Raw genomic sequence first — 26,159 nt, 5'->3', positions numbered from 1 at the left:
TCACCTGTCAGACTCCGCCGAGGTTTCGAGCCGTCCCTCCTGAAACCGCGCCCGATACCGCCCCGGGCTCTCTCCCGTCCACTTCTTGAAGGCCCGATGAAATGCACTCGGCTCCTGGAAACCCAGTTGTTCGGCGATATCGCCGATACTGGCCTGGCTCCCGCGCAACTGTTCGAACGCCACCGCGCGTCGCACTTCGTCCTTGATCTCCTGATAGGAACAGCCTTCGCGTTCGAGTTTTCGGCGAAAGGTGCTGGGGCTCAGGTGTTGTTCGAGGGCAAAGGCCTGCAGGGTCGGCCATTGGCTGTAATGGCTGTTGCGCAAGCGCTGGTGTACCTGCGACGCCAGGCCGTGCTGGTTGCGAAAGCGGATCACCAGCCATTGTGGCGCGGTGCGCAAGAACACTTTGAGCGACGCCAGGTCCTGGACCACCGGCAGGCGCAGGTAATGACTGGCGAACTCGATTTCGGTGCGCTCGGCACCAAAGGTCAGGTTCGGCCCCCAGAGCAAACGGTCATCGCTGAGTGACAGGCGCGCATGGCGAAAGTCCGCGCGGTCGATCGGGATGCGCCTCCCACCCAGCCAGCAGAGCAGGCTGATCATCAACACCAGGAACGTCTCTTCGCCGAATCGGCTGACGTCTTCGTTGGCCGCCTGGCTGTCCAGACTGATGACCGCCCGCTTGCCGCGCACGGTCAGCGTGCCGCGAAAATCCCGGAGGAACAGGGCGAAGTTGGCCAGGCACTGGCGCATGGCCTTGTGCAGGTCCGGCTCCTGGATCAAGGCGCGACAAATCAGGGCGAATGCGCCCGGCGGCATGCCATGGGAATCGAGCCCGAAGAACTCGTCATTCAGCTCGCGGATCTGAATCAGCCACAACGCCGCAAAGGCATTGGCCGACACCCGCGAGGTGGGGTCCTGCATCAGCGCCGGATCGATACCGGCCTGTTCCAGCACAGCCCGCACTCGCTGTGGATCGTCCCCCAGCCCGTGGATCATCGCCTGCACGAAGTAGGCGGCTACCGAGTCCTTTTCCCGCATGCGAACGCTTCGCTCCCCATCACCCGAAATGGCAAAAAACATCAGTGCCGTTGAACAGTTTCGGCATAGGCCAACCACTGCGCCGGCTCTAGACTCGCGGCAATAGTACGCTTTCGGCCATCACGACGGCCAAGGTATCGCAAGGTTTATCGAAAGGACGGCAACATGAATCTGCAAAACATTGGGGTGATCGGCGCCGGCACCATGGGCAATGGTATCGCTCAGGTCTGCGCCCTGGCCGGTTTCAACGTGACCCTGCTGGACATCAGCGAGGTTGCCTTGCAAAAAGCCCTCGCCACCGTCGGCAAGAACCTTGACCGGCAAGTCGCCAAGGAAACCCTGAGCGTCGAGCAAAAAAACGCCGCCCTCGACAAGATCCGCACCAGCACCGACTACAGCAGCCTGCACGATGCGCAACTGGTGATCGAAGCCGCCACCGAGAACCTCGACCTGAAACTGCGGGTGCTGCAACAGATTGCCGCGCAGGTCAGCGCCGAGTGCGTGATCGCCTCCAACACTTCGTCGCTGTCGATCACCCAGCTGGCGGGCAGTGTCAGCCAGCCTGAACGCTTCATCGGCTTGCACTTCTTCAACCCGGTGCCGGTGATGGGCCTGATCGAAGTCATTCGCGGCCTGCAAACCAGCGATGCAACCCACACCCTGGCGCTGGACATGGCGACCCGCCTGGGCAAAACCGCAATCACCGCCGGCAACCGCCCGGGGTTCGTGGTCAACCGGATCCTGGTGCCGATGATCAACGAAGCGATCCTGGTACTGCAGGAAGGCCTGGCCAGCGCCGAGGACATCGACGCCGGCATGCGCCTGGGTTGCAACCAGCCTATCGGCCCGCTGGCCCTGGCGGACCTGATCGGCCTGGATACGCTGCTGGCGATCATGCAAGCCTTCTACGAGGGCTTCAACGACAGCAAATACCGCCCGGCGCCATTGCTCAAGGAAATGGTCGCCGCCGGTTACCTGGGACGCAAGACGGGGCGCGGCTTCCATGCCTATGCCTGAGCGTTGCTCGCGTTTCGCCGAATACCGGGACAAGGTGCTGGAGCTGTTCGCCAGCAAGGGTTTCGGTCAGGTGGGCATGCGCGAGCTCGCGACGTGCCTGGGGCTTTCCCCGGGCTCGCTGTATCACCATTACCCGAGCAAACAGCACCTGTTGCTGGATTTGATCGAAGAGTTCTACGAAGAGCTGCTGGCCACGCTGGGGCGCATCAAGCAACAGGCGCCGGCCAAGCGCGACCGACTCAACAGCCTGATTCGCGCGCACCTGAATTTACATCGCGACTTGCCCTGGCATTATCGCCTGGTGGAGCGCGACAGCAGTTGCCTGAACGAAGAGCAGCAGGCTCGGGTGCAAAAATTGCGCGAGCAATACGAGCGCCAGTTGATGGTCCTGCTCGGCGCTCGTTCGAGGTTCAGTGAATCAGGTCTCCTGGCGGCCGGCCATGCCATCGCCGCCCTGCTTAACAGCGCACCCAGCTGGCTGACCGGCCATTCGCTGGACGAAAGCGAGCACGATGAACTGCTGGAGAACCTGGTCGGCGGTGCCATCGAGCGCGTGCTCGCGCCGAGGCGCACGAGCGAGGCTATAAGCCTGGCGCGCCCTATCGAGAAAATATCTAAAAATACCCAGGCTGCCTCCGCGTTTTAGCGCTTTGCTTGCCCAGTCGATGCCATCGGAATTCGCGCTTGCACCCAGCGTCCAATTCGATGTGTACCTTCCACTGACCGGGAGCGCAATCATGAAAATCAATCCCTACCTGATCTTCAACGGCGACTGCAAAGCCGCATTCACCTTCTATGCCGAAAGTCTCAAGGGCCAGCTCGAAGCCATGCTGACCTTCGGCGAAACACCTGCCGCCGAGCACGTCCCCAAGGATCTGCACAACCTGATCATCCACACCCGGCTGGCCGTGGGGGACCAGGCGATCATGGGCTCGGACACCACTCCCGATCGCCCCACCGATGAGATGAGCGGTTGTTCGATTTCGCTGAATGTCGACAGCATCCAGGAGGCTGAACAGGTGTTTTCAGCCCTGTCCGAAGGTGGCAAGGTGCAAATGCCGCTCGAGGCCACCTTCTGGGCCGCGCGTTTTGGCATGTTGGTCGATCGCTTTGGCGTGTCGTGGATGATCAACTGCGAAAAGGACCAGTAACAGGATCGCGCACAGCGCCGCTGTTCAAGTCTTCGAGCAGCTCCGGCCGGGAACGGTCGGGCACTCTGGCAACTCCCGGGCCGTCTGCTACCGTCAACAAGCCACCCGTGTGACAGCGGCCCTTCGGAGGAAACCACCATGCACACCCATGACCCGTCATGGTCCACCCGTCTAAAACTGTCGCTGCTGGCAGGAGGGCTCGCCGCCGCCCTGCTGGCACTCAGCGGTTGCGCGACAGTCGATGCCCAGACCACCGCCTACGTTGGCGTGGAACATCCCGCACCGACACTGCCCAGTGAAGTCGTCGTATTGCGCTCCGAGCCCCTGCGCCCGCACGTTCGGCTGGGCGAAATATTGATCGACGCCAGTGTTGACCCGGCCCCGCCCATTACCGAGGTCGAGCAGAAACTGCGCGAAGAAGCCGCCAAGCTCGGTGGCGATGCCGTGGTGGTGGTCTATGACCATATCCAGCCGGTAGGTGCCTATCTCAACGGGCCGCTATGGGCTCGCGACGTACAGACCGTCAATGGCCGCAAACTCAAAGGGATCGTGATCAAGTACAAGTGAACAGCAGGTTTTTTCGCTGAAATTGACAACGCGGGGCGCAGTTTCCCCGCGAGTCAGCGGTCGCATTCGTGTCCGCTTACCACCCCTGTCCCCTCCCCCGGATCTAGAAAAAACCGGCTATCGACAATCAGGCCCGCCTGCGTGGTTGCACGTGGGACTTGCCCGGGCCTGACCTGCCAATAGTGACAGTGACGCTCCGGTATTTTTCGCCCGACACTGATATGTTTTTTTTCATTTGTTTGATTTATGAAATTTTATGTGCCATTTATAGCCTCGAAAATCCACGGAGCGGTCCCCTTCGACAGATCGGACGATCGCTGCGCGCAACACCCAAACACCTCATCCAGGGAGTCAACAATATGAACAAGACAGAACTTCTAGGTACTCTGGCACTGTGCGCCGCAAGCTTGCTGGCACATGCCGACGAAGACAGCCTGCGCATCGGTATCGAAGCCGCCTACCCGCCCTTCTCCTTCAAGACGCCGGAGGGCAATGTCAGTGGTTTCGATTACGACATCGGCAACGCGCTGTGCGAAGAAATGAAGGTCAGGTGCGAATGGGTCATCCAGGAATTCGACGGCATGATCCCCTCACTGAAAGTGCGCAAGATCGATGCCGTGTTGTCGTCGATGTCGATCACTGAGGACCGCATGAAATCCGTCGACTTCAGCAAAAAGTACTACCACACGCCGGGCAAGTTCGCGATGAAGGCCGGCAACGTAATCAACGACCCGCTGGTCGACCTCAAGGGCAAGAAAGTCGGCGTCCAACGTTCCTCGACCTATGACCGTTTCGCCACCGAGCAGCTTCAGAAAGCCGGCGCCTCGATTGTTCGCTACTCCTCACAGAATGAAGCCTTCCTCGACCTGGCAGCGGGTCGCCTGGACGCCACCCTCGCCGACGTCGTCAACACCAACGAGAGCTTCATCAAGACGCCATTGGGTAATGGTTTTGCCCTGGTCGGACCCGACATCAACGACCCCAAATACTTCGGCAAAGGCGCCGGGATTGCAGTGCGTAAAGGCGACAGCGCGAACGTTGCGCGCCTGAGTGCGGCGATTGACGCCATCCGCAGCAATGGCAAGTACCAGCAAGTGATGGCCAAGTACTTCGCGTTCGATATCTACGGCGAATAAGCCTTTACCCCAGACCCTGGCGCAGGCCTGTGCAGGCGCCACTTGTGGCTTGTCTCGTGCGCCTTGCGGCGCTCGCTTGAGGAACTTCAACATGCTCCACGGCTACGGATCGAGCATTCTCGATGGCGCCTGGCTGACCATCAACCTTGCCCTGACCTCCATGACCCTGGCCATTGCCCTGGGCCTGATCGGCGCCGCCTTCCGGTTGTCGCCGTTCAAATGGCTGGCGGTACTGGGCGAAGGCTATACCACCCTGATCCGCGGGATTCCCGACCTGGTGTTGATCCTGCTGATCTTCTATGGCGGCCAGGATCTGGTGAACCGCCTTGCCCTCGCGCTGGGCTACACCCGCTACATCGACATCAATCCGTTTATCGCGGGCGTCTGCACCATGGGCTTCATCTTTGGTGCCTACCTCTCGGAAACCTTTCGTGGCGCCTTCATGGCGATCCCCAAGGGCCAGGGCGAGGCCGGCGCGGCCTATGGCATGAGCGGCCTGCAGGTGTTCTGGCGGATCCTGGTGCCGCAGATGATTCGCTTCGCCATTCCCGGCTTCACCAACAACTGGCTGGTGCTGACCAAATCCACTGCGCTGATCTCGGTGATCGGCTTGCAGGACATGATGTTCAAGGCCAAGAACGCGGCGGACGCCACCCATGAGCCGTTCACGTTTTTCCTCACCGCTGCCGCGCTCTACCTGATGCTGACCAGCGTGTCGTTGCTGGTGCTGCGCTATCTGGAAAAACACTACTCGGTCGGCGTCAAAGCCGCCGAACTGTAACGGGGAGCACAGGCATGATTCTCGACTACAACCTGATCTGGGAAAACCTGCCGCTGTATTTCAATGGCGCGCTGGTGACCCTCAAAGTCCTGCTGATTTCCCTGGCCATTGGCCTGGTGCTGGCGATTCCCATCGCGTTGCTGCGCGTATCCCGTTCGCCGCTGCTCAACTTCCCGGCCTGGCTCTACACCTACGTGATTCGCGGCACGCCGATGCTGGTGCAATTGTTCCTGATCTATTACGGGTTGGCGCAGTTCGAAGCGGTACGCCAAAGCGCGCTCTGGCCGTACCTGTCCAGTGCAACTTTCTGCGCTTGCCTGGCCTTTGCGATCAATACCAGTGCCTACAGCGCCGAACTGTTGGCCGGCAGCCTGAAGGCCACCGCCTACGGCGAGATCGAAGCCGCCAAAGCCATGGGCATGTCGCGCTTGACCCTGTACCGGCGGATTCTCCTGCCGTCGGCCCTGCGCCGGGCGTTGCCGCAGTACAGCAACGAAGTGCTGATGATGCTGCAAACCACCAGCCTGGCGTCGATCGTCACGCTGGTCGATATCACGGGAGCCGCGCGAACGGTCAGTTCACGGTTCTATCTGCCGTTCGAGGCGTTCATTACCGCGGGCCTGATCTATCTGGCCCTGACCTTCATCCTGGTTCGTCTGTTCAAGTTGGCCGAGCGCCGCTGGCTGGCCTACCTGGCACCGCGCAAGCACTAAGGAGTCTCATGCAACACATTCAATACCTGTTGCCGTGGAGTGCCTCGGGCACAGAACGAAAGCTCTCGCTGTTCCGTTTTGGCAGCGGCGCGCGCAAGGCCTACATCCAGGCTTCCCTGCACGCCGATGAATTGCCGGGAATGCGCGTCGCCGTCGAACTCAAGCGCCGCCTGCAGGCGCTGGAAGAGCAAGGTCGCCTGAACGGGGTGATCGAATTGGTGCCAATGGCCAATCCGATCGGTATCGCCCAGATGTTCCAGGCCACGCACCAAGGTCGCTTCGAGTTCTCCAGCGGGAAGAATTTCAATCGCGACTTCCCGGAACTCGGCAAGGACGTCGCGCAGCGACTGGAAGGTCAATTGGGCGACGATGCCGATGCCAACGTCGCCCTGATCCGCCGCGCCATGGGCGATGCCCTCGCCAACTTGCCGGCAGCGACCTCGGAGCTCGACGGTTTGCGTCGCCTGTTGCTGCAGCATGCCTGCGACGCCGATGTGGTGCTGGACCTGCACTGCGACTTCGAGTCGATCATGCTGTTGTATACCATGCCGCAAAACTGGCCACGCCTGCGCTCGTTGGCCGCCCGCCTGGACGCCGGCGTTGCCCTGTTGGCCGAGGCTGCGGGCGGCAGCGCTTTCGATGAAGCCTGCGCACTCCCCTGGCTGCAACTGGCCAAGCGCTTCCCTGAAGCCAATATTGCGCTGGCATGTGTAGCCACCACTATTGAATTGCGCGGCATGGCTGACACCGAACGCGAGACGTGCGTCGACAGCGCGCAAGCCATTCTCGGCTATCTCGCCGATCAAGGCCTGATCAGCGGTGACTGGCCTGCGTCGCCACCAAGCAGGTGTGAAGCGACACCGTTCGCCGGTGCGCAGTACGCCTACGCGCCACACCCGGGGGTGGTGAGTTATCTGCAACCGCTGGGGGCCCGGGTCAAGGTCGGCGATCCGCTGTTCGAAGTGATTGATCCGCTCACCGACCAGCACAGCGTGGTGCGTGCCAGTACCGACGGCATTCTTTACGCCCGCGAACGCCTGCGCTTTGCCCAGCCCGGCCTGTGGCTGGCGAAAATTGCCGGCAGTACCCCCATTCGCCAAGGCCGCTTGCTCAGCGACTGATAACAGAGAGTCAGAACCATGTACAAGCTGGAAATAAAGGACCTGCAAAAAAGCTACGGCACCCATGAAGTACTCAAGGGCGTGTCCCTGGAGGCGAAAGCCGGTGACGTCATCAGCATCATCGGCTCCAGCGGCTCGGGCAAAAGCACCTTCCTGCGTTGCATCAACCTGCTGGAACAACCCAACGCCGGCAACATCGCGCTCAATGGCGAACAGCTCAAGCTGGTGAGCAACAAACTCGGCGGGCTCAAGGCTGCCGAACCCAGGCAGCTGCAACGCATGCGTTCGCGGTTATCGATGGTGTTTCAGCACTTCAATCTCTGGTCGCACATGAGTGCCCTCGAAAACGTCATGGAAGCACCGGTACATGTACTGGGCATCGACAAGAAACAGGCGCGGGAAAAGGCCGAGCACTACCTGAACAAGGTCGGCGTGGCACACCGCATGGACGCCTGGCCGGCGCATATGTCCGGAGGTGAGCAACAGCGGGTGGCGATTGCCCGGGCACTGGCCATGGAACCTGAAGTAATGCTGTTCGACGAGCCCACGTCGGCACTCGACCCCGAACTGGTCGGCGAAGTGTTGAAGGTCATGCAGGACCTGGCGCTGGAAGGCCGGACCATGGTGGTCGTGACCCACGAAATGGGCTTTGCCCGCGAGGTGTCGAACCACTTGGTATTCCTGCACAAGGGCCAGGTCGAGGAACGTGGCGACCCGCGCGAGGTGCTGGTCAACCCGCAGTCCGAACGCCTCCAGCAGTTCCTGGCTGGCAGCTTGAAATAAGCCTTCCGCGCACACCGACTCTTGGCCCGTCGCTGCACACCGAGGGTCGGCTTCGGAACGCTCCGGCCGGGATGTTGCCCACCCAAAAAGTTCTTCACGGAACCGCCTGAAACAACGAGCTCATCTCCCTCAGTTCAATCCTCCTGCTATCAAAGAAAACCCCGAAAGCAGCATTAAAACATCCAGGAGCCTTTGAAATGTCGTCATGGAGATTTTCAGCGTGATGAATTTGCCAATCGACATGCCTGCAGCGAGCGAGATTCCGATCAGCAGGCCTTTCAATACGACGGTCAGGGGAAGGCCTCCAATCGCTTTGAAAGTGATTGTCTTGCTCAAGTAAATAACAAACGAGGCGGCTGCTTCGGTTGAGAGCAATGGGCCTTTCAATAACCCGTATGCAGAAAAAATTGGAATGGTCAGCGGCCCGGTAGAAAGAACAATACCCCTGAGGTAGCCGACAAAAGCCCCTGTGATTAAGAGCTGCCAAAGCGAAAGAGTGAAATTTCTTGATTTTGCCCAGTGGCGATAGGGAATCATGAGCAGAAAGAACGTCCCGAGGGCTATATCAATCCAGGTTGCTTTCAGGCTCCAGAGTGTGTGTGCACCAAGAGCCGCTGCGGGTACCCCTGTCACCGAATAGGCTAAAAACGCCTTCCAGTGAATATCCTTTCGCCAAAGAATAACTCTTGAAATATTGCCGATGATTGCTGCCACCGCCATGATCGGCACCGCCTGCTTGGGGCCGAAACAAAGGGCGAGCGCAGGCAGAAGCATGATCGATGCCCCCGTACCGATTACACCACTGACGACGCCTGAAATGACCCCGATAAACAAAACGAGTAAGTATTCTGTCATTTGTCTTCCAGAGCGAATGTTGGTTTTTTTACTATTTCAACGCCGCTCCAACACACCGATAACTTCACTAACTTAGTAAGTTAATTTTTTCTCAGGGTGATTGCGGATTCGATAAACCAAGCCACCGTGCCAGGCTTCGATTAATTTTTGTATGTGGATGACTCGAGAGATCTTTCTTTATATTTTGTAGGAGTTTTCGCTGACTTTGTTGCATGGTCGTAGTGAAGCCTGAGTACTGCAGCAACTTCAGGCGCGAGTAGCTTGAAATAAGTCATCTGCGCACAGCGAGGGTCGGCTTCGGATACACTCGCGAGCAAGACCTCTGTAGGAGCGAGCATGCTCCTACGGGTCATTCGCCCCACCCCACCTCCAACCCTCAGGACATGTTGAGCCGGATATGCCAACCCCTTCGAAAGACACCACGGTCTATGCCGCGCCAGTGATGCGCAAACTGGCGGAAATCGTTTCCGACCTGCCGCCGTCACTGCGCAAAGTGGCGGACTTTGTCCTGCGTCACCCGCTCAGGGCCGCGACGCTGACCATCGAAGAAATGGCTCAAGAGACATCCACCTCGCCAGCAGCGGTCAATCGACTGGCCAAGGCGCTGAACCTGGGTGGTTACACCGGCATGAAAGCCGAGCTGGTCGCGACGTTGCAGCAGATGGTGTCGCCGGTCGATAAGTTGCGCAACGAACTGGCGCATCGACCGGGTGGTGCATTTGGCCTGCATGAGCAAATCCACAGCGCCAGCAGCAATCTCGCCACGGCGGCGACCAACAACCATGCCGAGACCTTCGAGGCCTTTGTCACTCGCCTGATCGAGGCGCGGAAAATCTACATCCTCGGGTTTGGCAACAGCGTCTACTTCGCCGGTCTCGCCGCCTCTACCCTGATGCCCTTCTGCGCGGACGCAACCGCCATCAGCATGGAGGGCGGCAACGAAAACGCCGCTTACCGGTTGGCTGCCATCACTGATGAGGACGTACTGCTCGCGATCTCCCTGCCGCGCTACTCCCTCGATACGCTGCAACTTGCACGTTTTGCCAACGCGCGCGGCGCCTCGGTATTGGCGATCACCGACTCACCCGCCTCCCCGCTCACCGCCATTGCCGAACACGTGCTGTTTGCCCCGGCTGACCATCCGGTGTTGACCAGTTCCAACATTGCCGTGCTTGCCCTGATCGAAGGACTGGTGGCAGGCGTGATGGCTCGCAACAAGGAAGCCGTGAAGCTGGCCACCGAACTGACCGAAAGCGTGATGTCTTACCTGCACATCCCCACAAGCAACAAATCGCCGAAAAAGTGATGGTTCCCGGGCGCCCGTTGCAACACTTCGGATCTGCCGCCCGTCTGCCACTGCGCACCTTCCTGTGAGCCGTGCTTCAAATGCCGTACATACCCTTGCACGGAAGACTCAAACGATGAACATCACCATTGTCACTCTCATGCTCACGGGCTTGTTGTCGGCTTCGCCGCTTTACGTGCAGGCCGCCGAGAAAACCACCGAGGATGCAACGATTCCACCTTCGGCACTTCCCGGGCTCAACCAGCCGGAATCCAACGAAGAAAAGGCAGATAAAAAGGGCGAGGAAGCAGCGGGTTCAAACGCCGGTGCCGACGCGCACTCCATAAAAAAAGACGCAGCATCGGAGGACGACGGGGAGAATCAAAGGGGTAGCAAGTCTGGCAGTTGACCAACCTCTACCCCTTTTTCAAAAGCCCCGGATGTATCAGTCGTCCCGGTCGTCACGATCGCGATAACGACGGTTGTCGCGATCATCGTCACGACGATCGTATCGATGGTCATACCCTCGGTCATCACCCCGGTCATAGCCACGGCGATGATCATGATCGTGATATCGACCGTACCTTTCTCCGTCTTCCCAGTGAGGTCCGCAGCCTCCCAGCAAGAGCAGGCTGGAAATGGCCAGGGTCATCATTACTGCGCGATTCATTTGAGCATCCTGAAGGTGGGGGGTGAGAGGGTTTCAGCCGCTGGAAAATCCGCACGGTGTTGAAACCCTGACTTTGACCATTCAGTAACTCAATGATTCCGCTGGCAAAAAAACTGGCCGGCACGCCCGTGGCGCGAGCCCCGGCTCGGCGTGGTTTAGCCTGGGAAATGCTGGTTGCCAATCACCACCACATCCTGCTCGGTGATCGGCGCAAGTGCCGCCACCGCCCACAGATCATAAACCGGATGGGCACGCTGGCGGCCTCAGGCTTCTTCATTGCGGGCTAATGAACTGCTTGAAGCCGTCAGCTCCCACCCCATCGGCTCGAACGAACCGATCTTGAGCCTGTTTTCAACGTGCCGACGAGCAGAAAACGGGTCGGCTGGAAACGGTCATGAACCCACCCGCTCCACGCCCTGAAAAAGTCGCCCTTGGAGCGCTCAGCCAAATTTTCAATCAACATCCCGCAAAACAAAAATTCTTACAATCCAATTATGTACTAAAGTAAGGGGTTGAGTGTTTTAATGGGTCTTGAAATGCCAAAGGCCCAATCATGCGCATCAAATTTTCCGGCATTCCTGCATTCGGCATCTACATTGCCCTTGTTTGCCTGTTCGCGGCTGCATGGATCACCCACCCGTCCCCCGAGCACTCGCCCTTTGCCCTGATCAATCCGGCCTCGGCGGTGGCGGATAAGGACGCTAAACCCATCTATACCAGCCGTTTCGCCTCCTCCGGGCTGGTGGACTTCGTGCATTCGGCGGCGGTCACTGCCTTGCCTGACGGTAGCCTGATGGCGGTCTGGTTCGCCGGCACCCGCGAAGGCGCAGCCGATGTTCAGGTGCGCTCCGCCCGTTTCAACCTGAGTACCGGCGAGTGGGGGGAGGAACAGGTCATGGCGACCCGGGACTCGACCCAGCAAAGCACGCGAAAGTACATCCGCAAACTGGGTAACCCGGTCATTGCCCTCGCGCCGGACAACCGCCTGTGGCTGTTCTACGTTTCCGTGTCCATGGGCGGATGGGCCGGTAGCGCGGTCAATGTGATGGTTTCAGACGATTTTGGCGGGCATTGGTCGGCACCACGCCAATTGATCACTTCACCGTTCCTGAACATCAGCACCCTGGTCCGGTCGGCACCGGTGTTCCATGCCGACGGTTCCATCGGCCTGCCGGTCTACCATGAGTTCCTCGGCAAGTTTGCCGAGTACCTGTACTTGAGCGCAGACGGTGATGTGATCGATAAATTCCGCATCAGCCATGGCAATAATTCATTGCAACCGGCGATCGTTCCGCTGGATGGCCAACGCGGCATCGCCTTGTTGCGTTATGCCGGTGACACCCACCACCGGGTCCTGGCGAGCCGCACGGAAGACGCCGGACAAAGCTGGAGCGAACCTTATCCGCTGGTTCCTTCGAACCCCAACTCCTCGTTGGCAGCTGTTGCGACGCCGGACCGCGGGTTGCTGGTAGCGCTCAATGACCTGCAGGATGGACGCTTCAAGCTGAGCCTGTATGGCACCGATGCGAAAATGGACGATTGGCGCCTGTTGCACGACCTGGACAAATCACCGGATCCAGAGGGCGATCCGTATACCCCTCTGGTCTACAAGGAAATCATCGGCAAACAATTCCGTGGCTCCAGTGGCAAGCTGCGCCAGACGCTGGAGGCGCAATTCCTCGCCAACCTCGACAAACGTGTGTGTAAACGCCAGGAATGTGAGTTTGAATATGAATACCCCTACTTCCTCCGCAGTCCCGACGGGATGTATCACCTGGTCTATTCCTGGAACAACACCTTCATCAAGCACGTCACCTTCAACGATGCCTGGCTGGCCGAGCGTCTCCAATGATTAATCTGTGGCAGGCCCATGCCAGTTTCGCGATGATCCTCTTCCTGTTACTGCCGTCTTTTGGCCTGGGCAGGACCTGGCGCATCGCGCTGCTGCTTGCCTTGCTGGCCGCCAGCTTCATACCGCTGGGCGGGTTGTCGCTGGCCGCTTACCTGCGCAGCCATATCGACGACCTTGCGATCACCTCAATGGTGTTCATGGCCTGGGGATGTTTGCGCAGGCTAGGTCTGCTGCCGCCTGAGCGGCAGGGTCAAACCAGCGTATTGATCCTCTTCGCCGCGCTGGCCCTGGTGCTGTACCCCGCAACCCTGGGCCTGAGTGACCTGGACCCTTACCGGCGGGGCTACAGCCCGCGCCCCCTGTTGTTGTTCGTCGCACTGATGACGCTCGGCCTGTTCTACCTGCGCCATTACCTGGCCGTGGTGATGTTGACCTGTGCGACCCTGGCCTTCCTCGTCGGGATCAAACCCTCCCACAACTATTGGGATTACCTGGTCGATCCGTTGCTGGGCCTGTATTGCTGCGTGGCACTGCTGATGCTGGCGGCGCGTCGGCCGTATCGCCGGCTCATCACCCTGCGCGGCGCTTGAACTTCAATGAAATCTCAATAAGGAAACGGGCATGGGCTGGCTGAAATCGAGACGTCTGCATTACTGGCTGGGTGCAACAGCGATCGCCTTCGTGCTGTTCGCACTACTGCGGGTGGTGTTCTTTTTCGGCTTTTCCGGTTTCGACGCCAAAGCCCTGGGCGACGAACATGTGCTGACAACTCTGGGCATCGGCTTTCGTTTCGACTTGCGCCTGGCCATCCTGATCATGCTGCCGCTGGTATTGCTGGCCTGGATCCCGCGCTGGAACCTTGTCGGCAGCCGCCTCCTGCGCGGCATCGCCCGCCTGTACCTGGTAGCCGCCCTCAGCGTCGCGCTGCTGATCTACATCATCGATTTTGGCCACTACGCCTACCTCGGCGTGAGGATCAACGCCACAGTGCTGCGCTTCATCGAGGATGCGCAAATATCCCGTGACATGGTCTGGCAAACCTACCCGGTCATCTGGATCTCACTGGGTTGGTTGGCAACCGTCGCAATCGCGACACTGGCCCTGGTGCGTCTGGAGCGCGTCACGCTGGACCGTCCACGCAAAACCATTCACCCGCTCTGCGCGACATGGGGCGGTGCAGTGATGGTGGTGCTGGTGCTGCTGGGTATCCTGGGCCGTGTCGAACACCTGAACATCGAGAACCCCGTGCCGCTGCGCTGGAGCGATGCGTTCTTCTCGGGCAACAACCAGGTCGCCGCACTGGGCCTGAACCCGGTGATTTTTTTCTACGACACCGTCAAGGTCGGCCAGTCACGCTATGACGAGGCACAGGTGCGCGAACATTACGCGGTCATGGCTCACTATCTGGGCGTCGACAAACCTGATCCGCAGGCCCTCGACTTCGTCCGCCACCAGACGCCACAACCTTACAAAATCAATGGCTCGCGACCACCTAACGTGATGTTCGTCATGCTCGAGTCGCTGGGCACCAGTGCCGTCGGAGCCTATGGCAACCCGATCAATCCAACGCCCAACATCGATCGCCTGGCCACGCAGAGCTGGTTCTTCAAGCACTTCTATGTGCCGGTCACGGGAACGGCCAAAACTGTCTGGGCCAGCATTACCGGGGTACCTGACGTCACTCGACAGGAAACCGCGACGCGTAATCCACTTATCACCCGGCAAAACACGCTGGTCAATGCCTTCACCGGCTACGACAAGATCTACACCATTGGCGGCAACTCCGGCTGGGCCAACATGAATGCCCTGATCCGGCAAAGCATCGACGGCGTTCGCCTGTTCGACGAGCGCGACTGGAAATCCCCGGTGGTGGATGTGTGGGGCATTTCGGACCTGGACCTGTTCAAGGAAACCGACCAGATCCTGCAAGCGTTGCCCAAGGACAAACCGTTCTTCGCCTATGTGCAAACGGCGGGCAACCACCGCCCATTCACCATTCCAAAGAGCAATGACGGCTTCGAGGTCAAGCACCCTACCCTGGAGCAAGTCCAGGCCGCCGGCTCGCGCAGCGTCGAGCAATACAACGCCGTACGCCTGCTGGACTTCAACATCGGACGCCTGATGGAAATCGCCAAGGCCGGCGGCTGGTACGAAAACACCATTTTCGTGCTGTTTGGCGATCACAACACCCGTATCGCCCAGATCCCCTTCCTGGCCCCGGCCTACGAGCAACTGGGCCTGGAGAGCAACGCGGTGCCGATGATCATCCACGCGCCAGGCCTGATCGGAACACGCAAGGTCGAGGAAGCTGTCGGCCTGGTGGACCTGCTGCCAACCGTGGCAGGCATGGCCGGCCTGGAGTTTCGCAACAGCGGCATGGGCCGCGATATCCAGCAGCCCGCGCCCGAAGGCGAACGTGTGGTGCCATTGGTGTTGCGTGAAGGCACCTTCCCGCTGATTGCCGGCGTGACGCAACACTACATGGTGCAGATGGAACACGACGGCAGCTCGCCAACCCTGCATGACCTGGCCTCACCGACGCCGCTGGACAACGTGGCCGAGCAAAACCCCGAGGAGTTCAAGCGACTGTCACGGTTGACCCGCGCCATGCACGAAACCTCACGGTTGATGCTGTACCAGAACGTACGCGACTAACCACTCAACAGTTACGGTTTTACCGCGGGACCTGCGCCAGTGTGAGGGGCGACGGATGGCCCCTTCGGCGGAACAGTGAAACTCACTGTCGTATGGGTGAGGATCCTGTGCGTCGGGTCGGCTACTTCAAGCAGAACCTTGTGGGCGCCGGGGGTCAGTCCGACCAGGATGATCGGATCTTCACTGGTGTGCGCCCATGTACCTTTCCAGTCGTCGACAGTCACGTGAAGGTGGCCCAGTCGTGGGGATACATCGGCGGCCGCCTTACCGAATACTGGCATGATCCTGGCGTGCTCTGTTCGATACTGGATGATGACGACCCCGCGGGCGAGCGGCTCGGCGAGCGGCGGATAGGCAATGAGCCTTGGCGTCGTCTCGGATTCCAATGGCAATATTGCCGGTGGGTGATCGGTGTCGGCCGCCCCTTGACCGAACGCTGCCGTGCAAGACAACACACTCCAGGCAATGGCCAACAGATTTGCGGAAGCCATGGTGGATTTCTCCTAAAGACCGACTTTGCGCTTGAGTTCGGCTTCGTTCCAAAGGCCGCTGAGCGGGCCGCCCGGCAACCCTTCATTGGCTCGCGCCAGCGGGAAAATAACCGGTAAAAAACCGGCGTCGCGCACCAACCGGGCACCCATGTCCCGGGCCTGGGCGTCGTCGGCGAATACTGCAATCGCCTTGTCTTTGCCCGACTGGTCTTTCATCGATGCATAGCCTATGGCGTTGAACGCACGCACCAGGTGTATTCCGGGCAGATATTGCTGGTCCGCCGAGGCGACACCCATCTCCAGCGCCTTGCGCCCGACCTCTGCGTCACGGCCGCCGAACGGGTTGCTGGTGCTCAACACTACCTTGCCGTCCAGCTTGCCCTGGACCTTTTCGGACAGCTCTGGCATCGCGCCATAGGGAACACTCAACACGATCACATCGCCCCATGTGGCGGCATCGCTCACCGAGCCCGCCTGAGCGTTTGGGCCAGCGCTATTGACCAGATCCGTCAGCTCCTCGGGGTGGCGCGAGGAAAACATGACCGAGTGCCCGGCCTTTACCCAGAGCGTACCCAGCGTACCGCCAACGTTACCGGAACCGATGACGCCGATCTTCAGGGGGTCCGCCATAGCCTGGCTGACGCACATGACCATGCCGGCGAACATCAAAAAGAAAATTCTGGACATACGCTGTGCTCCTGCGATGGAAAGCAGTCTCCTCTCCACACGGAAAGCGCCTGCAACACCATGTTGAAGACTAGCTGATTATTGTTATTGCTGATCCTCGAGAGCGCTGGGTAAAACGCTTACCGACCTGCAGTACAAAAAAAATCCCGGAAACAGACGTCTCCGGGATTTTTATGTAGAAGCCTGGCCGCTAGAAAGTCGCTTGCCTGGCAGTTTCTGCTCAGTGGGATTTTTTTGGCGCGCCGGCTTTACTCAGTCCCTTCGAGTTGTGATCGCCCGGCGTCGATTCCGAAATGGCCCTGGCCTTGTCCAAGCCGCGCGTATCTTTGGAGTGTGCGATGCCTGAAGTCGTGGTGCCGTGACCCTTGTCACTATTACGATCACTGCCGTAATGATTGCCACTGATGCCGTGGTCGCGAACGGCCTTGCCCGCATGATCACTGCTCAACCCCTTGCCGTGGCCGTTACTGCCGGAATGACCCGAACCACTGTGGCCGGCACCGTTACCGCCGCCATTACCACCGCCATGGCCACCGCCGTTTCCGCCACCATTTCCGCCGCCGTGGCCACCACCACCACCACCACCACCACCACCACCACCACCACCACCACCTTCTTTCGCATAGGCGGCGTTCATGATGGACAGGTCAGCAGGGAGTAACGGGGCGGCTGCAAGCATCAGGGCGCATGACATTACAGCAACGAGACTCTTGTTTTTTAAAAGCATGATTGCTTCCGTGAGGGTTGATTACGCGTATTTTATGACGCGTAAACCCCCTGACAGTTCAAGTCCCGCGACGGACGGAGGCGCCAGCAAGAATCAATCGAAAGCGCCGTTAAGCACTTCATAGATCAGACCGGTAGCGATCGCCACCAGTATCAAGTCGGTGCCCGCCTGCTGCCATTCATACCCGTCATAATGCGGCAGCCTGCCGATCAGCCGGCCATCGAGCTTCTTGGCAATCCCCGGCGGAAGCGGTTTACCGCGGGCGAGGTTCTTTTGAATGCCGGGTGGTAACGCAGGTCCAGGGGCCCAGTAGTCCCGATACCCGTCCACAATGCCAAGAACGCTTCCCCGATTGATGCTTGGGCCATTATCCCAATCACCGCCGCCTGAATGCTTTCCCTTGTTGCCCTGGTTGCCCTGGTTGCCATGCTCCTGGCTGTCTTGCGAATTGCCCTTTGCGTTTCCTTGCCCCTTGCCATTCCCAGGATCGGCCAATGCCAGCGTCGAGGCACAAACCAATGCAACACAGGCAATAGCGGCAACAAACGAGCGATATCTGAACATATCCGTTCTCTCAGAAAGGAAGTACCCCTGGAATGTATACGCTTCGCGGCGAAGCCATGCCAAATTTTAAACAAACGGTTGTGACACGGCCCACAACCCTGGCGCATGCTTAAGCGGTGATCGACCAGCAACAAAGCAACACGTCCTGCCGTACCGGAGTACCCCATGACCACAACCATCGAGGTGCCGCGCATCCAGCGCTTTGCTGCAAACACTGCGGGTCGGGATTTCGCGGCAGGTGACATTCACGGGCACTTCAGCCGATTGCAAGCCGCGCTGGAAGCGGCTGGTTTCGATCCTGTTGTCGACCGCCTGTTCAGCGTCGGAGACCTGATTGATCGTGGACCTGAATGCCGGGACGCACTGGACTGGCTGGCCAAGCCATGGTTTCACCCCGTGCGCGGCAACCATGACGACTTCGTGGTTCACTTCGATACGTGTGACGTCTTTAGCTGGATCTGCAATGGCGGCTCATGGTTCACCGGTTTATCGCCACCTGAGCAGCAAGCGTTCGCGCTGCAGTTCGCCGAACTACCGATTGCTATCGAGATAGAGACGCCTGGCGGATTGGTCGGGATTATTCACGCCGATTGCCCAGTGTCCTCATGGGACCAACTTCGCGCCGAACTGCAATCGCCTGAAAGTGACAAGCAACTGCGAGCCGTACTGCTGCGCTGCATGTGGTCACGAACCCGGATTCAGGCGGGCGATACCCGCGGCGTCCATGGACTTCGCGCCCTGGTGGTTGGCCATACGCCACTCAGGCAGCCTGCGGTGCTGGGCAATGTGTACCACGTAGACACCGCGGGCTGGCTGGACGGTTATTTCACACTGCTGGATCTCACCACCTTGCAGTGCATCCCGCCAATCGATCCGGAACCCGGTTTCGACCAGGCCTGACGCGCCGTTCGTCCAAAGCCCGGCACTCACGATGCGCCGCTGTCTCTCATGTAAAAGCACGGACATCCCGCGCCTCAGAACGGAGAGCCAGCATGGACATTGACGAAAATGCAGTTGGCAACATGTCACAGCAGGACGTAACGCGAACAACGGACAACGAAACCGGCCACGATCCCCGCAAAGATCAGCCGCAGGTGCCGCTGCCGCCGAACGATGAAGCGCCTGTCGATGACGATATGACAGATGTGGCGGCCAATAACTCGGTGTCGAGCGAGCATCCGCAAGCAGGCACAAGCGCTCAGGACGAAAATGACCAGGAGGCTCGCGGCTTACCCGCGAGTGACCCTGAATCAGGTGCCTGAATCTGTCAGGTTCATTCCAGTTGCCCGCTCAGTGCGGGCTTTCTTTTTTCTCGTATTTACCTGCCATGATCAGTCGTCTTCTTGATCTATCTGATCTAGATAATCAAGGTCATCATCCTCTTCGTCTTCATCTTCTTCATCGTCAAGAATGCCTTGAGCGTCTTGTTCAACCCATGCTTCTTCATCGTGGAATTCATGATCGAGCAGATGGTCGTGCTCGGGTTCTGGAATATCAATCTCATCGCTCATCTACATTTCCTGCATTGGCTGAACTGCGCATAGGGTACTGTAACTGCAGCGGCGCTTGTAACGGCGCGTTCGATGATCGCCAACCATTGCTCACTTGTATTTGTCAGGTTGATTGCGCACTGTTACTCCATCACTTCAGAAATGTTGAGCATGTCAAAGAAGCAGCAGACAAACACCCCTCCAGCAACCGCTGCGGACATTGAACGATCTATCCAGGCCCTGAACAAAATGGCTGAACGACTATGGGGAGATGGCCGGGAAGCTGAGGCCAAAGCCCTTCTCGATGCCCTGGACGCCTTAAACCGGGCGCTTGACCGGATCAGGATTGGAGAGAGTCGAAAGACGCTCCATTGAGAGAATGCCGGGCTTCACGTGATGGGCACACTCCCGTCACGCCTTCGTAACACTTGGCAAGCACACTGCAGTCAGCCAAAGGGATTTGGCCACGTGATTGGAAAGCCCGACCCAGTGTCGAGCTTTTTCTTCTGCGGTGAGATGATCGTTCCCACGCTTTGCGTGGGAACGCATCCTGTGACGCTCCGCGTCACCGTTGCGCATGGCTCATGTCATGCGTCGTCAGCGGAACGCGGATCGTCCCCGGCGGCATTCCCACGCCGAGCGTGGGAACGATCAGATCCCGGACAGACCTGCAATCAGGTCGACTGTCAGGCCGCCTCGCTCTGGCTTTTGATTTTCTCCTATTTGATTTCGCCATTGCGCTCCCACTACTTGCCGGTATTGCCATTGTTCAGTTTCACGTTGTCGCCGCTCACATAGCGGGTTTCAGGGCACCCGCTTACTTGAAACAATATTCATAGAGGCACGTCTCGAACCCATACTTGAGGTCGAACTTGCCATCGAGCACGTTGTTTTCCTTCGCGTACTGGTCCCACGCGACCAACATTTCCTTCATTTTTGCCGGCTCGGCCTGGGACAGGTCGCGGCTTTCGGTAGGGTCGGCCTTGAGGTTGTACAGCTGCCAGTTGGCGGTGCCGTAGGGTGGGTTGACCAGGGTGATTTTCCAATCGCCCTTGCGCAGCGCCTTGCGGCCGAACAATTCCCAGCCAATCTGACGTTCGGCCATCGCTTGCCCTTCCAGCAACGGGCGCATGCTCTTGCCACTGATGGTTTGCACCGGACGGCCGTGGAATGTTTTGCCCAGTGCCGGTACGCCGGCGAGGTCCAGCAAGGTCGGCATCAGGTCCATCACATGGACCATGTCTTTATTGACGGTGCCTTGCAGGTGGGCCTTTTTCAGCATTTTCGCGCTGATGATCGCCGGCGCACGAATTCCGCCCTCGTTGGTGAAGCCCTTGAACAGTGGGTACGGAGTGGAACTGACCTGGGCCCACTGAGCACCATAGTCGGCATACGAGCCTTTGTGACCGAGATTCTTCAGGCTGTTATCGAACTCGCTGGCGAACCACTCCTTGTTGCCTGGCAGGTCAAGCGGGCTGTTGCCGTCGGCACCGTTGTCGGAGATAAACACAATGAAGGTGTTATCCAGCTTGCCGGTTTTCTCCAGGTACTGGAGCAGTCGACCGATGTGATAGTCCATGTTGGACACCATCGCCGCATAGATCTCCATGTTGCGCGCCTCACGCTTTCGCTGCTCATCGCTCAACTGGCTCCAGTTTGGAAGACCCTTGGCCATGGGTGTGTTGGGCGTCGTATCCGCCGCGACGATGCCCAGCTGTTTCTGGCGCTCCAGGCGTGCCTGGCGGATCGGTTCATAGCCTGCGTCGTATCGGCCCTTGTATTTATCCAGCCAGTCATCCGGAGCATGCAGCGGCCAATGCGGGGCGGTATACGACAAGACGGCCATGAACGGCTTGTTGCTGGCTTTGTCGGCTTCGATGTAGTCAATCAGCCGATTGGTGTAGAACTCACTGGAATAGAACCCCTTGGGCACTTCCACCTGTTTGCCGTCTTCGCGATAAATCGCTTTCGGGTCTTTCGCGATGATGGCGTGCTGGTCATCGAAATGACTGGCGCCGCCTTGTACCAGTATGAAGGAGCGGTCAAAACCACGTGCCTTCGGGCTGGTTTCTTCGGTGCGACCCAGGTGCCACTTACCGGTGGTATAAGTGTTGTAGCCCGCGTCCTGAAGCACTTGTCCGACCGTGACCATGCGTTCGTTCAAGTAACCTTCGTAACCAGGCCTGCCTTGCTGGAACGGCTGAAGCAGCTCGCCCATGTTGCCCAGGCCAGCCACGTGGCTGTCGGCACCGGAGAGCATCATCGCCCGAGTCGGCGAACAGGTGGGGGCCGTATGGAAGTTGCCCAGGCGCACACCGTCCCGGGCAAGCGAGTCGAGGCTCGGGGTGCTGATTTCACCGCCGAAACTGCCCAGGTCGCTGTAACCCAGGTCATCGGCGACAATTATCAGGAAGTTCGGGCGCTCGTCTGCGGCCATGGCTGCGGGGCTGCAAACGGCAACCATCAGGACAAGCATCAGATGGGTCATCCAGCTCATACGCGCGGTTCCTCAGTTGTTATTATTGGCTGAGCCAGCAGTATGCAGAGGGCCCGACGCGGGCCGCTAACGCGGTTGCGCAAGCGCTTATCCAGCCGCGTCGTTATTTGCCCCGACAGCTGGGGAACCGGTCAGCCGTCGTTCATCATCCCTGCATTGGCGGGGGCACGGGACACCCGCTGTCGAGCCTGTTGTCCATGTACCGCAACAACGGCACCGTTGATACAGCACTCATTAACCAGACGGGGCAACCCGGACAAACAAGAATAAAGGTTACGCTGATGAATACGCCCTCTATCAGCGGCCCGCCTCCTTCAAGGAGCGAGGCCTGCCCTGCCAGGAATATTCCGTTTGCAGCGGAGCCGATACTGCGCTCGCGCAATATCGAAGATGCCGAGGCGCTGCTCAACAACCATCTTGAAGAACGTCGGATCAGCCTCGGAAGACGAGGAACCCTGGACATTGCTTTCACCTTGCAGTCCTTGCCGCAGATGAAGTTGTTCGGGGCGCAATGGGGCGGTGAAGTCCGCGTGAGCTCTAGCCCCTTGAACAGCTGGCACGGGATTTTACCCTTGCAAGGTACCATCAGCAGTCGTCCCGACGGCCTGCAAGCCAATGGCGGAGAGCTTCTGGTATTCAGCCCTGGGCATGAGGTGGATGTCATCTGGCATGAGGGGGCCAAGGCGATCGTCATTGCCCTGGATGCTGCATTACTGCTCGATCACCTGGAGCGCCACCATCAGACCCACGAGCTGCGGCTCCCGACCCGGACACTGTTGTTCGATAGCAACCATCGTGCCCTGCAGAGCCTTGGCAGCTTGCTGCGCCTGGTGGACAGCGAAACCGGCAACACCTCGGGGTTGCTGGCCAACCCAACCAGCCAGTCTCATGTGCAGCACCTGTTTTGCGAGAACCTGCTGCAACTGATCCCCAGCTTGCATACGGAGCCACAACGTCGCCTGTTGCCGGGCACCGTGAAACGGGTGGTCGATTTTATTCATGCCCATCTCGACCAGCCGCTGGACATCACGCAGCTGGTAGCCATCAGCGGTACCAGCCGACGCAGCCTGGAACAGGCGTTTCGCAATGGCCTGGGCACCAGCCCGCAACGCTATATCCAGAGTTGCCGGCTACAGGCGATACGCAAAATACTGCTGAGGCACCAACCTGGAGACCTGCAGTTATCGGCGCTGGCGTTTCACTGGGGTTTTGCGCAACCCAGCCACTTCACCGCGGCCTACAAGCAGGCCTTTGGTGAGTTGCCATCGCAAACACTGGCCAGGCCGGCTTGAGGTTTTACGTCGACTGCGTCCATACGTAGTCATGGCGGCCAGGTCGCTCCAGGCAGAGCGACCGTCACCATGACCTACCAGAATTTCCAGGTATAGGTGGTCATCACTCGGTTTTCATCATAGTCATTGCCATGCTTGAACTGGGCGTTGATGTTCCGCCATTCCATGCCCACATTCTTCAAGGGCCCACCCTGGATCACATACGCCAGAAACAGATCCCGCTCGCTTTCAGCGCTGTCGCTGAGGTCACCACCGCGATCGATGCCCGTGCCGCGCAGGTAACGGGTGGTCAAGGTCAAGCCGGGCACGCCCATGGCCGCGAAATCATAGTCGTATCGCGCCTGCCAGGAACTCTCGTTGGGTTTGATGAAGGCCACGGCCGACCAGTTCACCAGATAAGGTTGCGGCGCGAAGCCATTCAGGGTCGGGAACGTGCTGTCACCCAACATGCGTTGATAACCCACGCCAACACCGTGCCCACCCTTCCTCAAGGTAATCATGGCGCCATAGGAGTGGTTGTCGATTTCGCCGTACAGGGCCTGACCCGCTTCCTTGTTGTTGAAGTAGCGCAAATCGGTCTTCAGGCGATAGCCGCCACCCAGGTCCGAGTTGAGCGTCAGGCCCAGGTAATGCTGCCGGTAAATGTCCTCCAACTGCCCGTAAAAGTAGCTGGCCGAAAGGTTGGGACCGAAGGCGTAGGTGGCACCGGCAAAGTCCAGTCCGTCGCTGGTGTAGCGCGGCCCGCCAGGTTTGGTGAACAGGTACATCTTTTCCCTGTTGGAGGATTCACGGCTGCTGATCTCGGTGAATCGCCCGCCAGTCAGGGTCAGGTTGTCTATCTCGTTGGACTTGACCAGTACGCCATGGAAGGTCGTCACCAACTGCCGTGAGTCGTCCTGGAAGGCCACCGGCAACGTCGGCCGATGTTCACCGACTTTCAGCTCGGTCTTCGAAAAGCGAACTTTGCCGGTCAGTGCCGCCCGGCCGTAATCCTTGGCCTGCTCCCGGCTGCTTTGGCTATAGGGCAAGACACTGTCCGGGCCACGACCGCCGCCACCGTCAAGGCGATAGGCGTATTGCGCGGCCGCATCGAGACCGAACGCCAGCGGCCCCTGGGTGTAACCGGAGGTAAAGCGCAGGTCAAAGCCCTGGCTCCAACTGCCATCGCGCGAGGTTCTCGGGTTGTCGCCCTTGAAGTCGCGGTCGACATAAAAGTTGCGCAATCCCAGGTTCATCTGGCTGTCTTCGACAAAGTCAGCTTGCGCAGCCAACGGCATCATCACGCCGATCAGCCCCATGGCCTTCAGGTTTTTTGCAGCAGAGTAAGCGGACCGCGGCACAGCCGCGTGCATAGGATTCATGGACACCTCTACACATTTTTATTGTTGTTGTAGAGGTTCAGTATCCGCAGTCAGCCCACAGGCCGTTATCGTCTGCGCGTGACGACTAGCTGCGCAGCGCAGGTATTGCAGGCGTTCTACTCGATAGCTTCGTAGGGCAGCCCCACGTAGTTTTCGGCAATGTTGACCAACCCTGCGTGGGAGTTGAAGAAATACTCGCGGTCGGCCTGCTGCATCTTCTGGTCCCACGCGTCCTTGTGCTCGCCGAAGTCGTGCAACAGGTTGGTCATGAACCAGCTGAAACGCTCGCCCTTCCAGACACGGCGCAGTGCCACTTCGGAGTATTTTTCCAGCAGGTCGGTACGCCCCTCCCGATACACCTTGACCAGGATGCGATACAGGTAGCACACGTCCGAGGCGGCCAGGTTCAAGCCCTTGGCACCGGTTGGCGGCACGATGTGGGCAGCGTCGCCGAGCAGGAACAACTTGCCGTACTGCATCGGCTCGACCACGTAGCTGCGCAGCGGCGCGATGCTCTTCTCCAGCGAAGGGCCGGTCACCAGCTTGTCCGCCACCTCGTGTGGCAGACGTGCCTTGAGTTCACCCCAGAAACGCTCATCGGACCATTCTTCGACCTTGTCGGTTAGCGGCACTTGCAGGTAGTAACGGCTGCGGGTCAGCGAGCGTTGACTGCACAACACGAAACCCCGGTCGTGGTGGGCGTAGATCAACTCGTGGTTGACCGGTGGCGTGTCGGATAGCAGTCCCAGCCAGCCGAAAGGATATACGCGCTCGTAGTGGGTAAGCACTTCGTCAGGAATGCTCTTGCGGGCGACCCCGTGGAAGCCGTCGCACCCGGCGATGTAATCGCAGTCGATTCGGTGGGTTTGGCCATCTTTCTCGTAGGTGACGTAGGGGCTGTCGCCCTTCATGTCGTGGGGCTGCACGTTTTCGACCGAATAGATGATCGGGGCACCCAGGGCGCTGCGGGCCTCCATCAGATCGCGCGTGACTTCGGTCTGCCCATAGACCATGACAGTCTTGCCACCGGTCAGTGTCTTGAGATCGACATGAATACGCTTGCCGGCCACCAGCAACTCGACGCCCTCGTGGACCAGGCCTTCGGCATCCATGCGTTCGGATACACCTGCTTCGCGCAGCAGGTCGACGGTGCCTTGCTCCAGCACCCCGGCACGAATTCGGCTGAGGACGTAGTCCGGTGTCTGGCGTTCGACGATGACGTTGTCGATGCCGGCGTTATGCAGTAATTGGCCGAGCAGGAGTCCGGAAGGACCAGCGCCGATAATAGCAACCTGAGTTTTCATTATTTTAATCTCTGATATGCGATTTCCAACCGTTTGCAGATGGCGGCCGGATTATTTTGTTTTATTTACCTCCTGCATTTTTACTGATGAAACTTGCAATAAAAGGTGATTTTTCAGGG

Annotated in this window: 30 protein-coding genes; 19 read left to right on the top strand and 11 right to left on the bottom strand. The window is 59.0% G+C overall.

Annotated features, from left to right (window positions below; all coding sequences use genetic code 11):
• Entirely contained in the window at positions 1 to 1,041 is a 1,041-nt protein-coding gene (locus PSUM_RS00410; RefSeq protein WP_020800203.1) for an AraC family transcriptional regulator, read from the bottom strand.
• A gap of 165 nt (positions 1,042 to 1,206) precedes the next feature.
• Between PSUM_RS00410 and PSUM_RS00405 the strand changes: the two genes are divergently transcribed.
• The 9 genes from PSUM_RS00405 to PSUM_RS00365 all read left to right on the top strand — a co-directional run bounded on the left by PSUM_RS00405 (position 1,207) and on the right by PSUM_RS00365 (position 8,310).
• A complete protein-coding gene (locus PSUM_RS00405) occupies positions 1,207 to 2,058 on the top strand; it encodes a 3-hydroxybutyryl-CoA dehydrogenase (protein WP_083348776.1) in 852 nt (283 codons plus the stop codon).
• Positions 2,045 to 2,704, top strand: coding sequence for a TetR/AcrR family transcriptional regulator (locus tag PSUM_RS00400; protein WP_033045218.1), 660 nt, complete (start codon positions 2,045 to 2,047; stop codon positions 2,702 to 2,704). The genes PSUM_RS00405 and PSUM_RS00400 overlap by 14 nt, the downstream gene beginning before the upstream one ends.
• A 91-nt stretch (positions 2,705 to 2,795) precedes the next feature.
• Positions 2,796 to 3,209: a VOC family protein gene (locus PSUM_RS00395; protein WP_033045217.1), complete on the top strand. Its 414-nt coding sequence runs from the start codon at positions 2,796 to 2,798 to the stop codon at positions 3,207 to 3,209.
• Between the two features lie 138 nt (positions 3,210 to 3,347).
• A complete protein-coding gene (locus PSUM_RS00390) occupies positions 3,348 to 3,776 on the top strand; it encodes a hypothetical protein (protein ID WP_033045215.1) in 429 nt (142 codons plus the stop codon).
• Between the two features lie 359 nt (positions 3,777 to 4,135).
• Positions 4,136 to 4,912: an ABC transporter substrate-binding protein gene (locus tag PSUM_RS00385; RefSeq protein WP_033045213.1), complete on the top strand. Its 777-nt coding sequence runs from the start codon at positions 4,136 to 4,138 to the stop codon at positions 4,910 to 4,912.
• 91 nt (positions 4,913 to 5,003) lie between these two features.
• Complete coding sequence (locus PSUM_RS00380; protein ID WP_020800209.1) at positions 5,004 to 5,693, top strand: ABC transporter permease; 690 nt, start codon at positions 5,004 to 5,006, stop codon at positions 5,691 to 5,693.
• A 14-nt stretch (positions 5,694 to 5,707) separates the two neighbouring features.
• Positions 5,708 to 6,406 carry an ABC transporter permease gene (locus tag PSUM_RS00375; protein ID WP_033045212.1) on the top strand — a complete coding sequence of 233 codons (699 nt, stop codon included), beginning with the start codon at positions 5,708 to 5,710 and terminating at the stop codon, positions 6,404 to 6,406.
• An 8-nt stretch (positions 6,407 to 6,414) separates the two neighbouring features.
• Entirely contained in the window at positions 6,415 to 7,527 is a 1,113-nt protein-coding gene (locus PSUM_RS00370) for a succinylglutamate desuccinylase/aspartoacylase family protein (RefSeq protein WP_020800211.1), read from the top strand.
• A gap of 18 nt (positions 7,528 to 7,545) precedes the next feature.
• Positions 7,546 to 8,310, top strand: coding sequence for an ABC transporter ATP-binding protein (locus tag PSUM_RS00365; RefSeq protein ID WP_083348775.1), 765 nt, complete (start codon positions 7,546 to 7,548; stop codon positions 8,308 to 8,310).
• 129 nt (positions 8,311 to 8,439) lie between these two features.
• On the opposite strand, the gene PSUM_RS00360 is transcribed toward PSUM_RS00365, so the two are convergent.
• Entirely contained in the window at positions 8,440 to 9,165 is a 726-nt protein-coding gene (locus PSUM_RS00360) for a sulfite exporter TauE/SafE family protein (protein WP_083348774.1), read from the bottom strand.
• Between the two features lie 397 nt (positions 9,166 to 9,562).
• Between PSUM_RS00360 and PSUM_RS00355 the strand changes: the two genes are divergently transcribed.
• Complete coding sequence (locus tag PSUM_RS00355; protein WP_020800213.1) at positions 9,563 to 10,471, top strand: MurR/RpiR family transcriptional regulator; 909 nt, start codon at positions 9,563 to 9,565, stop codon at positions 10,469 to 10,471.
• A gap of 115 nt (positions 10,472 to 10,586) precedes the next feature.
• Positions 10,587 to 10,859, top strand: coding sequence for a hypothetical protein (locus PSUM_RS00350; protein WP_020800214.1), 273 nt, complete (start codon positions 10,587 to 10,589; stop codon positions 10,857 to 10,859).
• Between the two features lie 36 nt (positions 10,860 to 10,895).
• On the opposite strand, the gene PSUM_RS00345 is transcribed toward PSUM_RS00350, so the two are convergent.
• Positions 10,896 to 11,120: a hypothetical protein gene (locus PSUM_RS00345; protein WP_083348773.1), complete on the bottom strand. Its 225-nt coding sequence runs from the start codon at positions 11,118 to 11,120 to the stop codon at positions 10,896 to 10,898.
• Between the two features lie 92 nt (positions 11,121 to 11,212).
• Here PSUM_RS00345 and PSUM_RS31690 point away from each other — a divergent pair, with 92 nt between their 5' ends.
• The 4 genes from PSUM_RS31690 (at position 11,213) to PSUM_RS00325 (ending at position 15,627) form a co-directional block, all read left to right on the top strand.
• On the top strand, positions 11,213 to 11,407 hold the full coding sequence (locus PSUM_RS31690) for a hypothetical protein (RefSeq protein ID WP_083348772.1): 195 nt from the start codon (positions 11,213 to 11,215) through the stop codon (positions 11,405 to 11,407).
• 266 nt (positions 11,408 to 11,673) lie between these two features.
• Positions 11,674 to 12,972 (top strand): sialidase family protein, encoded by a 1,299-nt coding sequence (locus PSUM_RS00335; RefSeq protein WP_083348771.1) that lies wholly within the window; start codon positions 11,674 to 11,676, stop codon positions 12,970 to 12,972.
• Positions 12,969 to 13,562, top strand: coding sequence for a hypothetical protein (locus PSUM_RS00330; RefSeq protein WP_020800217.1), 594 nt, complete (start codon positions 12,969 to 12,971; stop codon positions 13,560 to 13,562). Before PSUM_RS00335 ends, PSUM_RS00330 begins: the two co-directional genes overlap by 4 nt.
• Before the next feature lie 31 nt (positions 13,563 to 13,593).
• The gene (locus tag PSUM_RS00325) at positions 13,594 to 15,627 is read left to right on the top strand and encodes an LTA synthase family protein (RefSeq protein WP_033039420.1); all 2,034 of its coding nucleotides are present in this window, start codon (positions 13,594 to 13,596) and stop codon (positions 15,625 to 15,627) included.
• Positions 15,628 to 15,638: 11 nt separating this feature from the next.
• On the opposite strand, the gene PSUM_RS00320 is transcribed toward PSUM_RS00325, so the two are convergent.
• From PSUM_RS00320 to PSUM_RS00305, 4 genes are all read right to left on the bottom strand, one after another.
• Positions 15,639 to 16,118, bottom strand: a complete 480-nt coding sequence (locus PSUM_RS00320) for a DUF6130 family protein (protein WP_033039422.1) — start codon at positions 16,116 to 16,118, stop codon at positions 15,639 to 15,641.
• Positions 16,119 to 16,130: 12 nt separating this feature from the next.
• A complete protein-coding gene (locus tag PSUM_RS00315) occupies positions 16,131 to 16,805 on the bottom strand; it encodes an NADPH-dependent F420 reductase (protein WP_020800219.1) in 675 nt (224 codons plus the stop codon).
• 220 nt (positions 16,806 to 17,025) lie between these two features.
• Positions 17,026 to 17,532 carry a hypothetical protein gene (locus tag PSUM_RS31965; RefSeq protein ID WP_249030807.1) on the bottom strand — a complete coding sequence of 169 codons (507 nt, stop codon included), beginning with the start codon at positions 17,530 to 17,532 and terminating at the stop codon, positions 17,026 to 17,028.
• A gap of 93 nt (positions 17,533 to 17,625) precedes the next feature.
• Positions 17,626 to 18,096, bottom strand: a complete 471-nt coding sequence (locus PSUM_RS00305; protein ID WP_020800222.1) for an anti-virulence regulator CigR family protein — start codon at positions 18,094 to 18,096, stop codon at positions 17,626 to 17,628.
• A 165-nt stretch (positions 18,097 to 18,261) separates the two neighbouring features.
• Between PSUM_RS00305 and PSUM_RS00300 the strand changes: the two genes are divergently transcribed.
• Positions 18,262 to 18,996, top strand: coding sequence for a metallophosphoesterase (locus PSUM_RS00300; protein ID WP_033044640.1), 735 nt, complete (start codon positions 18,262 to 18,264; stop codon positions 18,994 to 18,996).
• 92 nt (positions 18,997 to 19,088) lie between these two features.
• Complete coding sequence (locus PSUM_RS00295) at positions 19,089 to 19,358, top strand: hypothetical protein (RefSeq protein WP_033044639.1); 270 nt, start codon at positions 19,089 to 19,091, stop codon at positions 19,356 to 19,358.
• A gap of 69 nt (positions 19,359 to 19,427) precedes the next feature.
• On the opposite strand, the gene PSUM_RS00290 is transcribed toward PSUM_RS00295, so the two are convergent.
• On the bottom strand, positions 19,428 to 19,607 hold the full coding sequence (locus PSUM_RS00290; protein WP_020800225.1) for a hypothetical protein: 180 nt from the start codon (positions 19,605 to 19,607) through the stop codon (positions 19,428 to 19,430).
• A gap of 150 nt (positions 19,608 to 19,757) precedes the next feature.
• Between PSUM_RS00290 and PSUM_RS00285 the strand changes: the two genes are divergently transcribed.
• Complete coding sequence (locus PSUM_RS00285) at positions 19,758 to 19,961, top strand: hypothetical protein (RefSeq protein ID WP_033044641.1); 204 nt, start codon at positions 19,758 to 19,760, stop codon at positions 19,959 to 19,961.
• A 442-nt stretch (positions 19,962 to 20,403) separates the two neighbouring features.
• Here PSUM_RS00285 and PSUM_RS00280 read toward each other — a convergent pair whose 3' ends face one another.
• Positions 20,404 to 22,083 carry an arylsulfatase gene (locus PSUM_RS00280; RefSeq protein ID WP_083348769.1) on the bottom strand — a complete coding sequence of 560 codons (1,680 nt, stop codon included), beginning with the start codon at positions 22,081 to 22,083 and terminating at the stop codon, positions 20,404 to 20,406.
• 281 nt (positions 22,084 to 22,364) lie between these two features.
• Here PSUM_RS00280 and PSUM_RS00275 point away from each other — a divergent pair, with 281 nt between their 5' ends.
• Entirely contained in the window at positions 22,365 to 23,375 is a 1,011-nt protein-coding gene (locus tag PSUM_RS00275; RefSeq protein WP_231989907.1) for a helix-turn-helix transcriptional regulator, read from the top strand.
• A 74-nt stretch (positions 23,376 to 23,449) separates the two neighbouring features.
• Here the strand turns inward: PSUM_RS00275 and PSUM_RS00270 are convergent, their stop codons facing one another.
• Both PSUM_RS00270 and pobA read right to left on the bottom strand, forming a co-directional pair.
• Positions 23,450 to 24,727 (bottom strand): OprD family porin, encoded by a 1,278-nt coding sequence (locus tag PSUM_RS00270; RefSeq protein ID WP_093935707.1) that lies wholly within the window; start codon positions 24,725 to 24,727, stop codon positions 23,450 to 23,452.
• Positions 24,728 to 24,852: 125 nt separating this feature from the next.
• Positions 24,853 to 26,040, bottom strand: a complete 1,188-nt coding sequence (gene pobA / locus PSUM_RS00265) for a 4-hydroxybenzoate 3-monooxygenase (RefSeq protein WP_020800229.1) — start codon at positions 26,038 to 26,040, stop codon at positions 24,853 to 24,855.
• Between the last annotated feature and the right edge of the window lie 119 nt (positions 26,041 to 26,159).

It is taken from the genome of Pseudomonas umsongensis (assembly GCF_002236105.1).
In the GTDB taxonomy this organism is placed as follows: domain Bacteria; phylum Pseudomonadota; class Gammaproteobacteria; order Pseudomonadales; family Pseudomonadaceae; genus Aquipseudomonas; species Aquipseudomonas umsongensis.
The sequence above is the reverse complement of the archived record's forward strand: the minus strand, read 5'-3'. Positions and strand labels throughout refer to the sequence as shown.

Bases quoted from the DNA above. Each gene is read 5' to 3' on its own strand.
- PSUM_RS00290 (WP_020800225.1), bottom strand. From the start codon at position 19,607: ATGAGCGATGAGATTGATATTCCAGAACCCGAGCACGACCATCTGCTC.
- PSUM_RS31965 (WP_249030807.1), bottom strand. From the start codon at position 17,532: ATGCTTTTAAAAAACAAGAGTCTCGTTGCTGTAATGTCATGCGCCCTG.
- PSUM_RS00335 (WP_083348771.1), top strand. From the start codon at position 11,674: ATGCGCATCAAATTTTCCGGCATTCCTGCATTCGGCATCTACATTGCC.
- PSUM_RS00405 (WP_083348776.1), top strand. From the start codon at position 1,207: ATGAATCTGCAAAACATTGGGGTGATCGGCGCCGGCACCATGGGCAAT.
- PSUM_RS00330 (WP_020800217.1), top strand. From the start codon at position 12,969: ATGATTAATCTGTGGCAGGCCCATGCCAGTTTCGCGATGATCCTCTTC.
- PSUM_RS00380 (WP_020800209.1), top strand. From the start codon at position 5,004: ATGCTCCACGGCTACGGATCGAGCATTCTCGATGGCGCCTGGCTGACC.
- PSUM_RS00305 (WP_020800222.1), bottom strand. From the start codon at position 18,096: ATGTTCAGATATCGCTCGTTTGTTGCCGCTATTGCCTGTGTTGCATTG.
- PSUM_RS00270 (WP_093935707.1), bottom strand. From the start codon at position 24,727: ATGCACGCGGCTGTGCCGCGGTCCGCTTACTCTGCTGCAAAAAACCTG.
- PSUM_RS00285 (WP_033044641.1), top strand. From the start codon at position 19,758: ATGTCAAAGAAGCAGCAGACAAACACCCCTCCAGCAACCGCTGCGGAC.
- PSUM_RS31690 (WP_083348772.1), top strand. From the start codon at position 11,213: ATGATTCCGCTGGCAAAAAAACTGGCCGGCACGCCCGTGGCGCGAGCC.
- PSUM_RS00300 (WP_033044640.1), top strand. From the start codon at position 18,262: ATGACCACAACCATCGAGGTGCCGCGCATCCAGCGCTTTGCTGCAAAC.
- PSUM_RS00280 (WP_083348769.1), bottom strand. From the start codon at position 22,083: ATGAGCTGGATGACCCATCTGATGCTTGTCCTGATGGTTGCCGTTTGC.
- PSUM_RS00365 (WP_083348775.1), top strand. From the start codon at position 7,546: ATGTACAAGCTGGAAATAAAGGACCTGCAAAAAAGCTACGGCACCCAT.
- PSUM_RS00390 (WP_033045215.1), top strand. From the start codon at position 3,348: ATGCACACCCATGACCCGTCATGGTCCACCCGTCTAAAACTGTCGCTG.
- PSUM_RS00395 (WP_033045217.1), top strand. From the start codon at position 2,796: ATGAAAATCAATCCCTACCTGATCTTCAACGGCGACTGCAAAGCCGCA.
- PSUM_RS00345 (WP_083348773.1), bottom strand. From the start codon at position 11,120: ATGAATCGCGCAGTAATGATGACCCTGGCCATTTCCAGCCTGCTCTTG.
- PSUM_RS00400 (WP_033045218.1), top strand. From the start codon at position 2,045: ATGCCTATGCCTGAGCGTTGCTCGCGTTTCGCCGAATACCGGGACAAG.
- PSUM_RS00370 (WP_020800211.1), top strand. From the start codon at position 6,415: ATGCAACACATTCAATACCTGTTGCCGTGGAGTGCCTCGGGCACAGAA.
- PSUM_RS00325 (WP_033039420.1), top strand. From the start codon at position 13,594: ATGGGCTGGCTGAAATCGAGACGTCTGCATTACTGGCTGGGTGCAACA.
- PSUM_RS00360 (WP_083348774.1), bottom strand. From the start codon at position 9,165: ATGACAGAATACTTACTCGTTTTGTTTATCGGGGTCATTTCAGGCGTC.
- PSUM_RS00385 (WP_033045213.1), top strand. From the start codon at position 4,136: ATGAACAAGACAGAACTTCTAGGTACTCTGGCACTGTGCGCCGCAAGC.
- PSUM_RS00350 (WP_020800214.1), top strand. From the start codon at position 10,587: ATGAACATCACCATTGTCACTCTCATGCTCACGGGCTTGTTGTCGGCT.
- PSUM_RS00275 (WP_231989907.1), top strand. From the start codon at position 22,365: ATGAATACGCCCTCTATCAGCGGCCCGCCTCCTTCAAGGAGCGAGGCC.
- PSUM_RS00320 (WP_033039422.1), bottom strand. From the start codon at position 16,118: ATGGCTTCCGCAAATCTGTTGGCCATTGCCTGGAGTGTGTTGTCTTGC.
- pobA (WP_020800229.1), bottom strand. From the start codon at position 26,040: ATGAAAACTCAGGTTGCTATTATCGGCGCTGGTCCTTCCGGACTCCTG.
- PSUM_RS00295 (WP_033044639.1), top strand. From the start codon at position 19,089: ATGGACATTGACGAAAATGCAGTTGGCAACATGTCACAGCAGGACGTA.
- PSUM_RS00375 (WP_033045212.1), top strand. From the start codon at position 5,708: ATGATTCTCGACTACAACCTGATCTGGGAAAACCTGCCGCTGTATTTC.
- PSUM_RS00355 (WP_020800213.1), top strand. From the start codon at position 9,563: ATGCCAACCCCTTCGAAAGACACCACGGTCTATGCCGCGCCAGTGATG.
- PSUM_RS00410 (WP_020800203.1), bottom strand. From the start codon at position 1,041: ATGCGGGAAAAGGACTCGGTAGCCGCCTACTTCGTGCAGGCGATGATC.
- PSUM_RS00315 (WP_020800219.1), bottom strand. From the start codon at position 16,805: ATGTCCAGAATTTTCTTTTTGATGTTCGCCGGCATGGTCATGTGCGTC.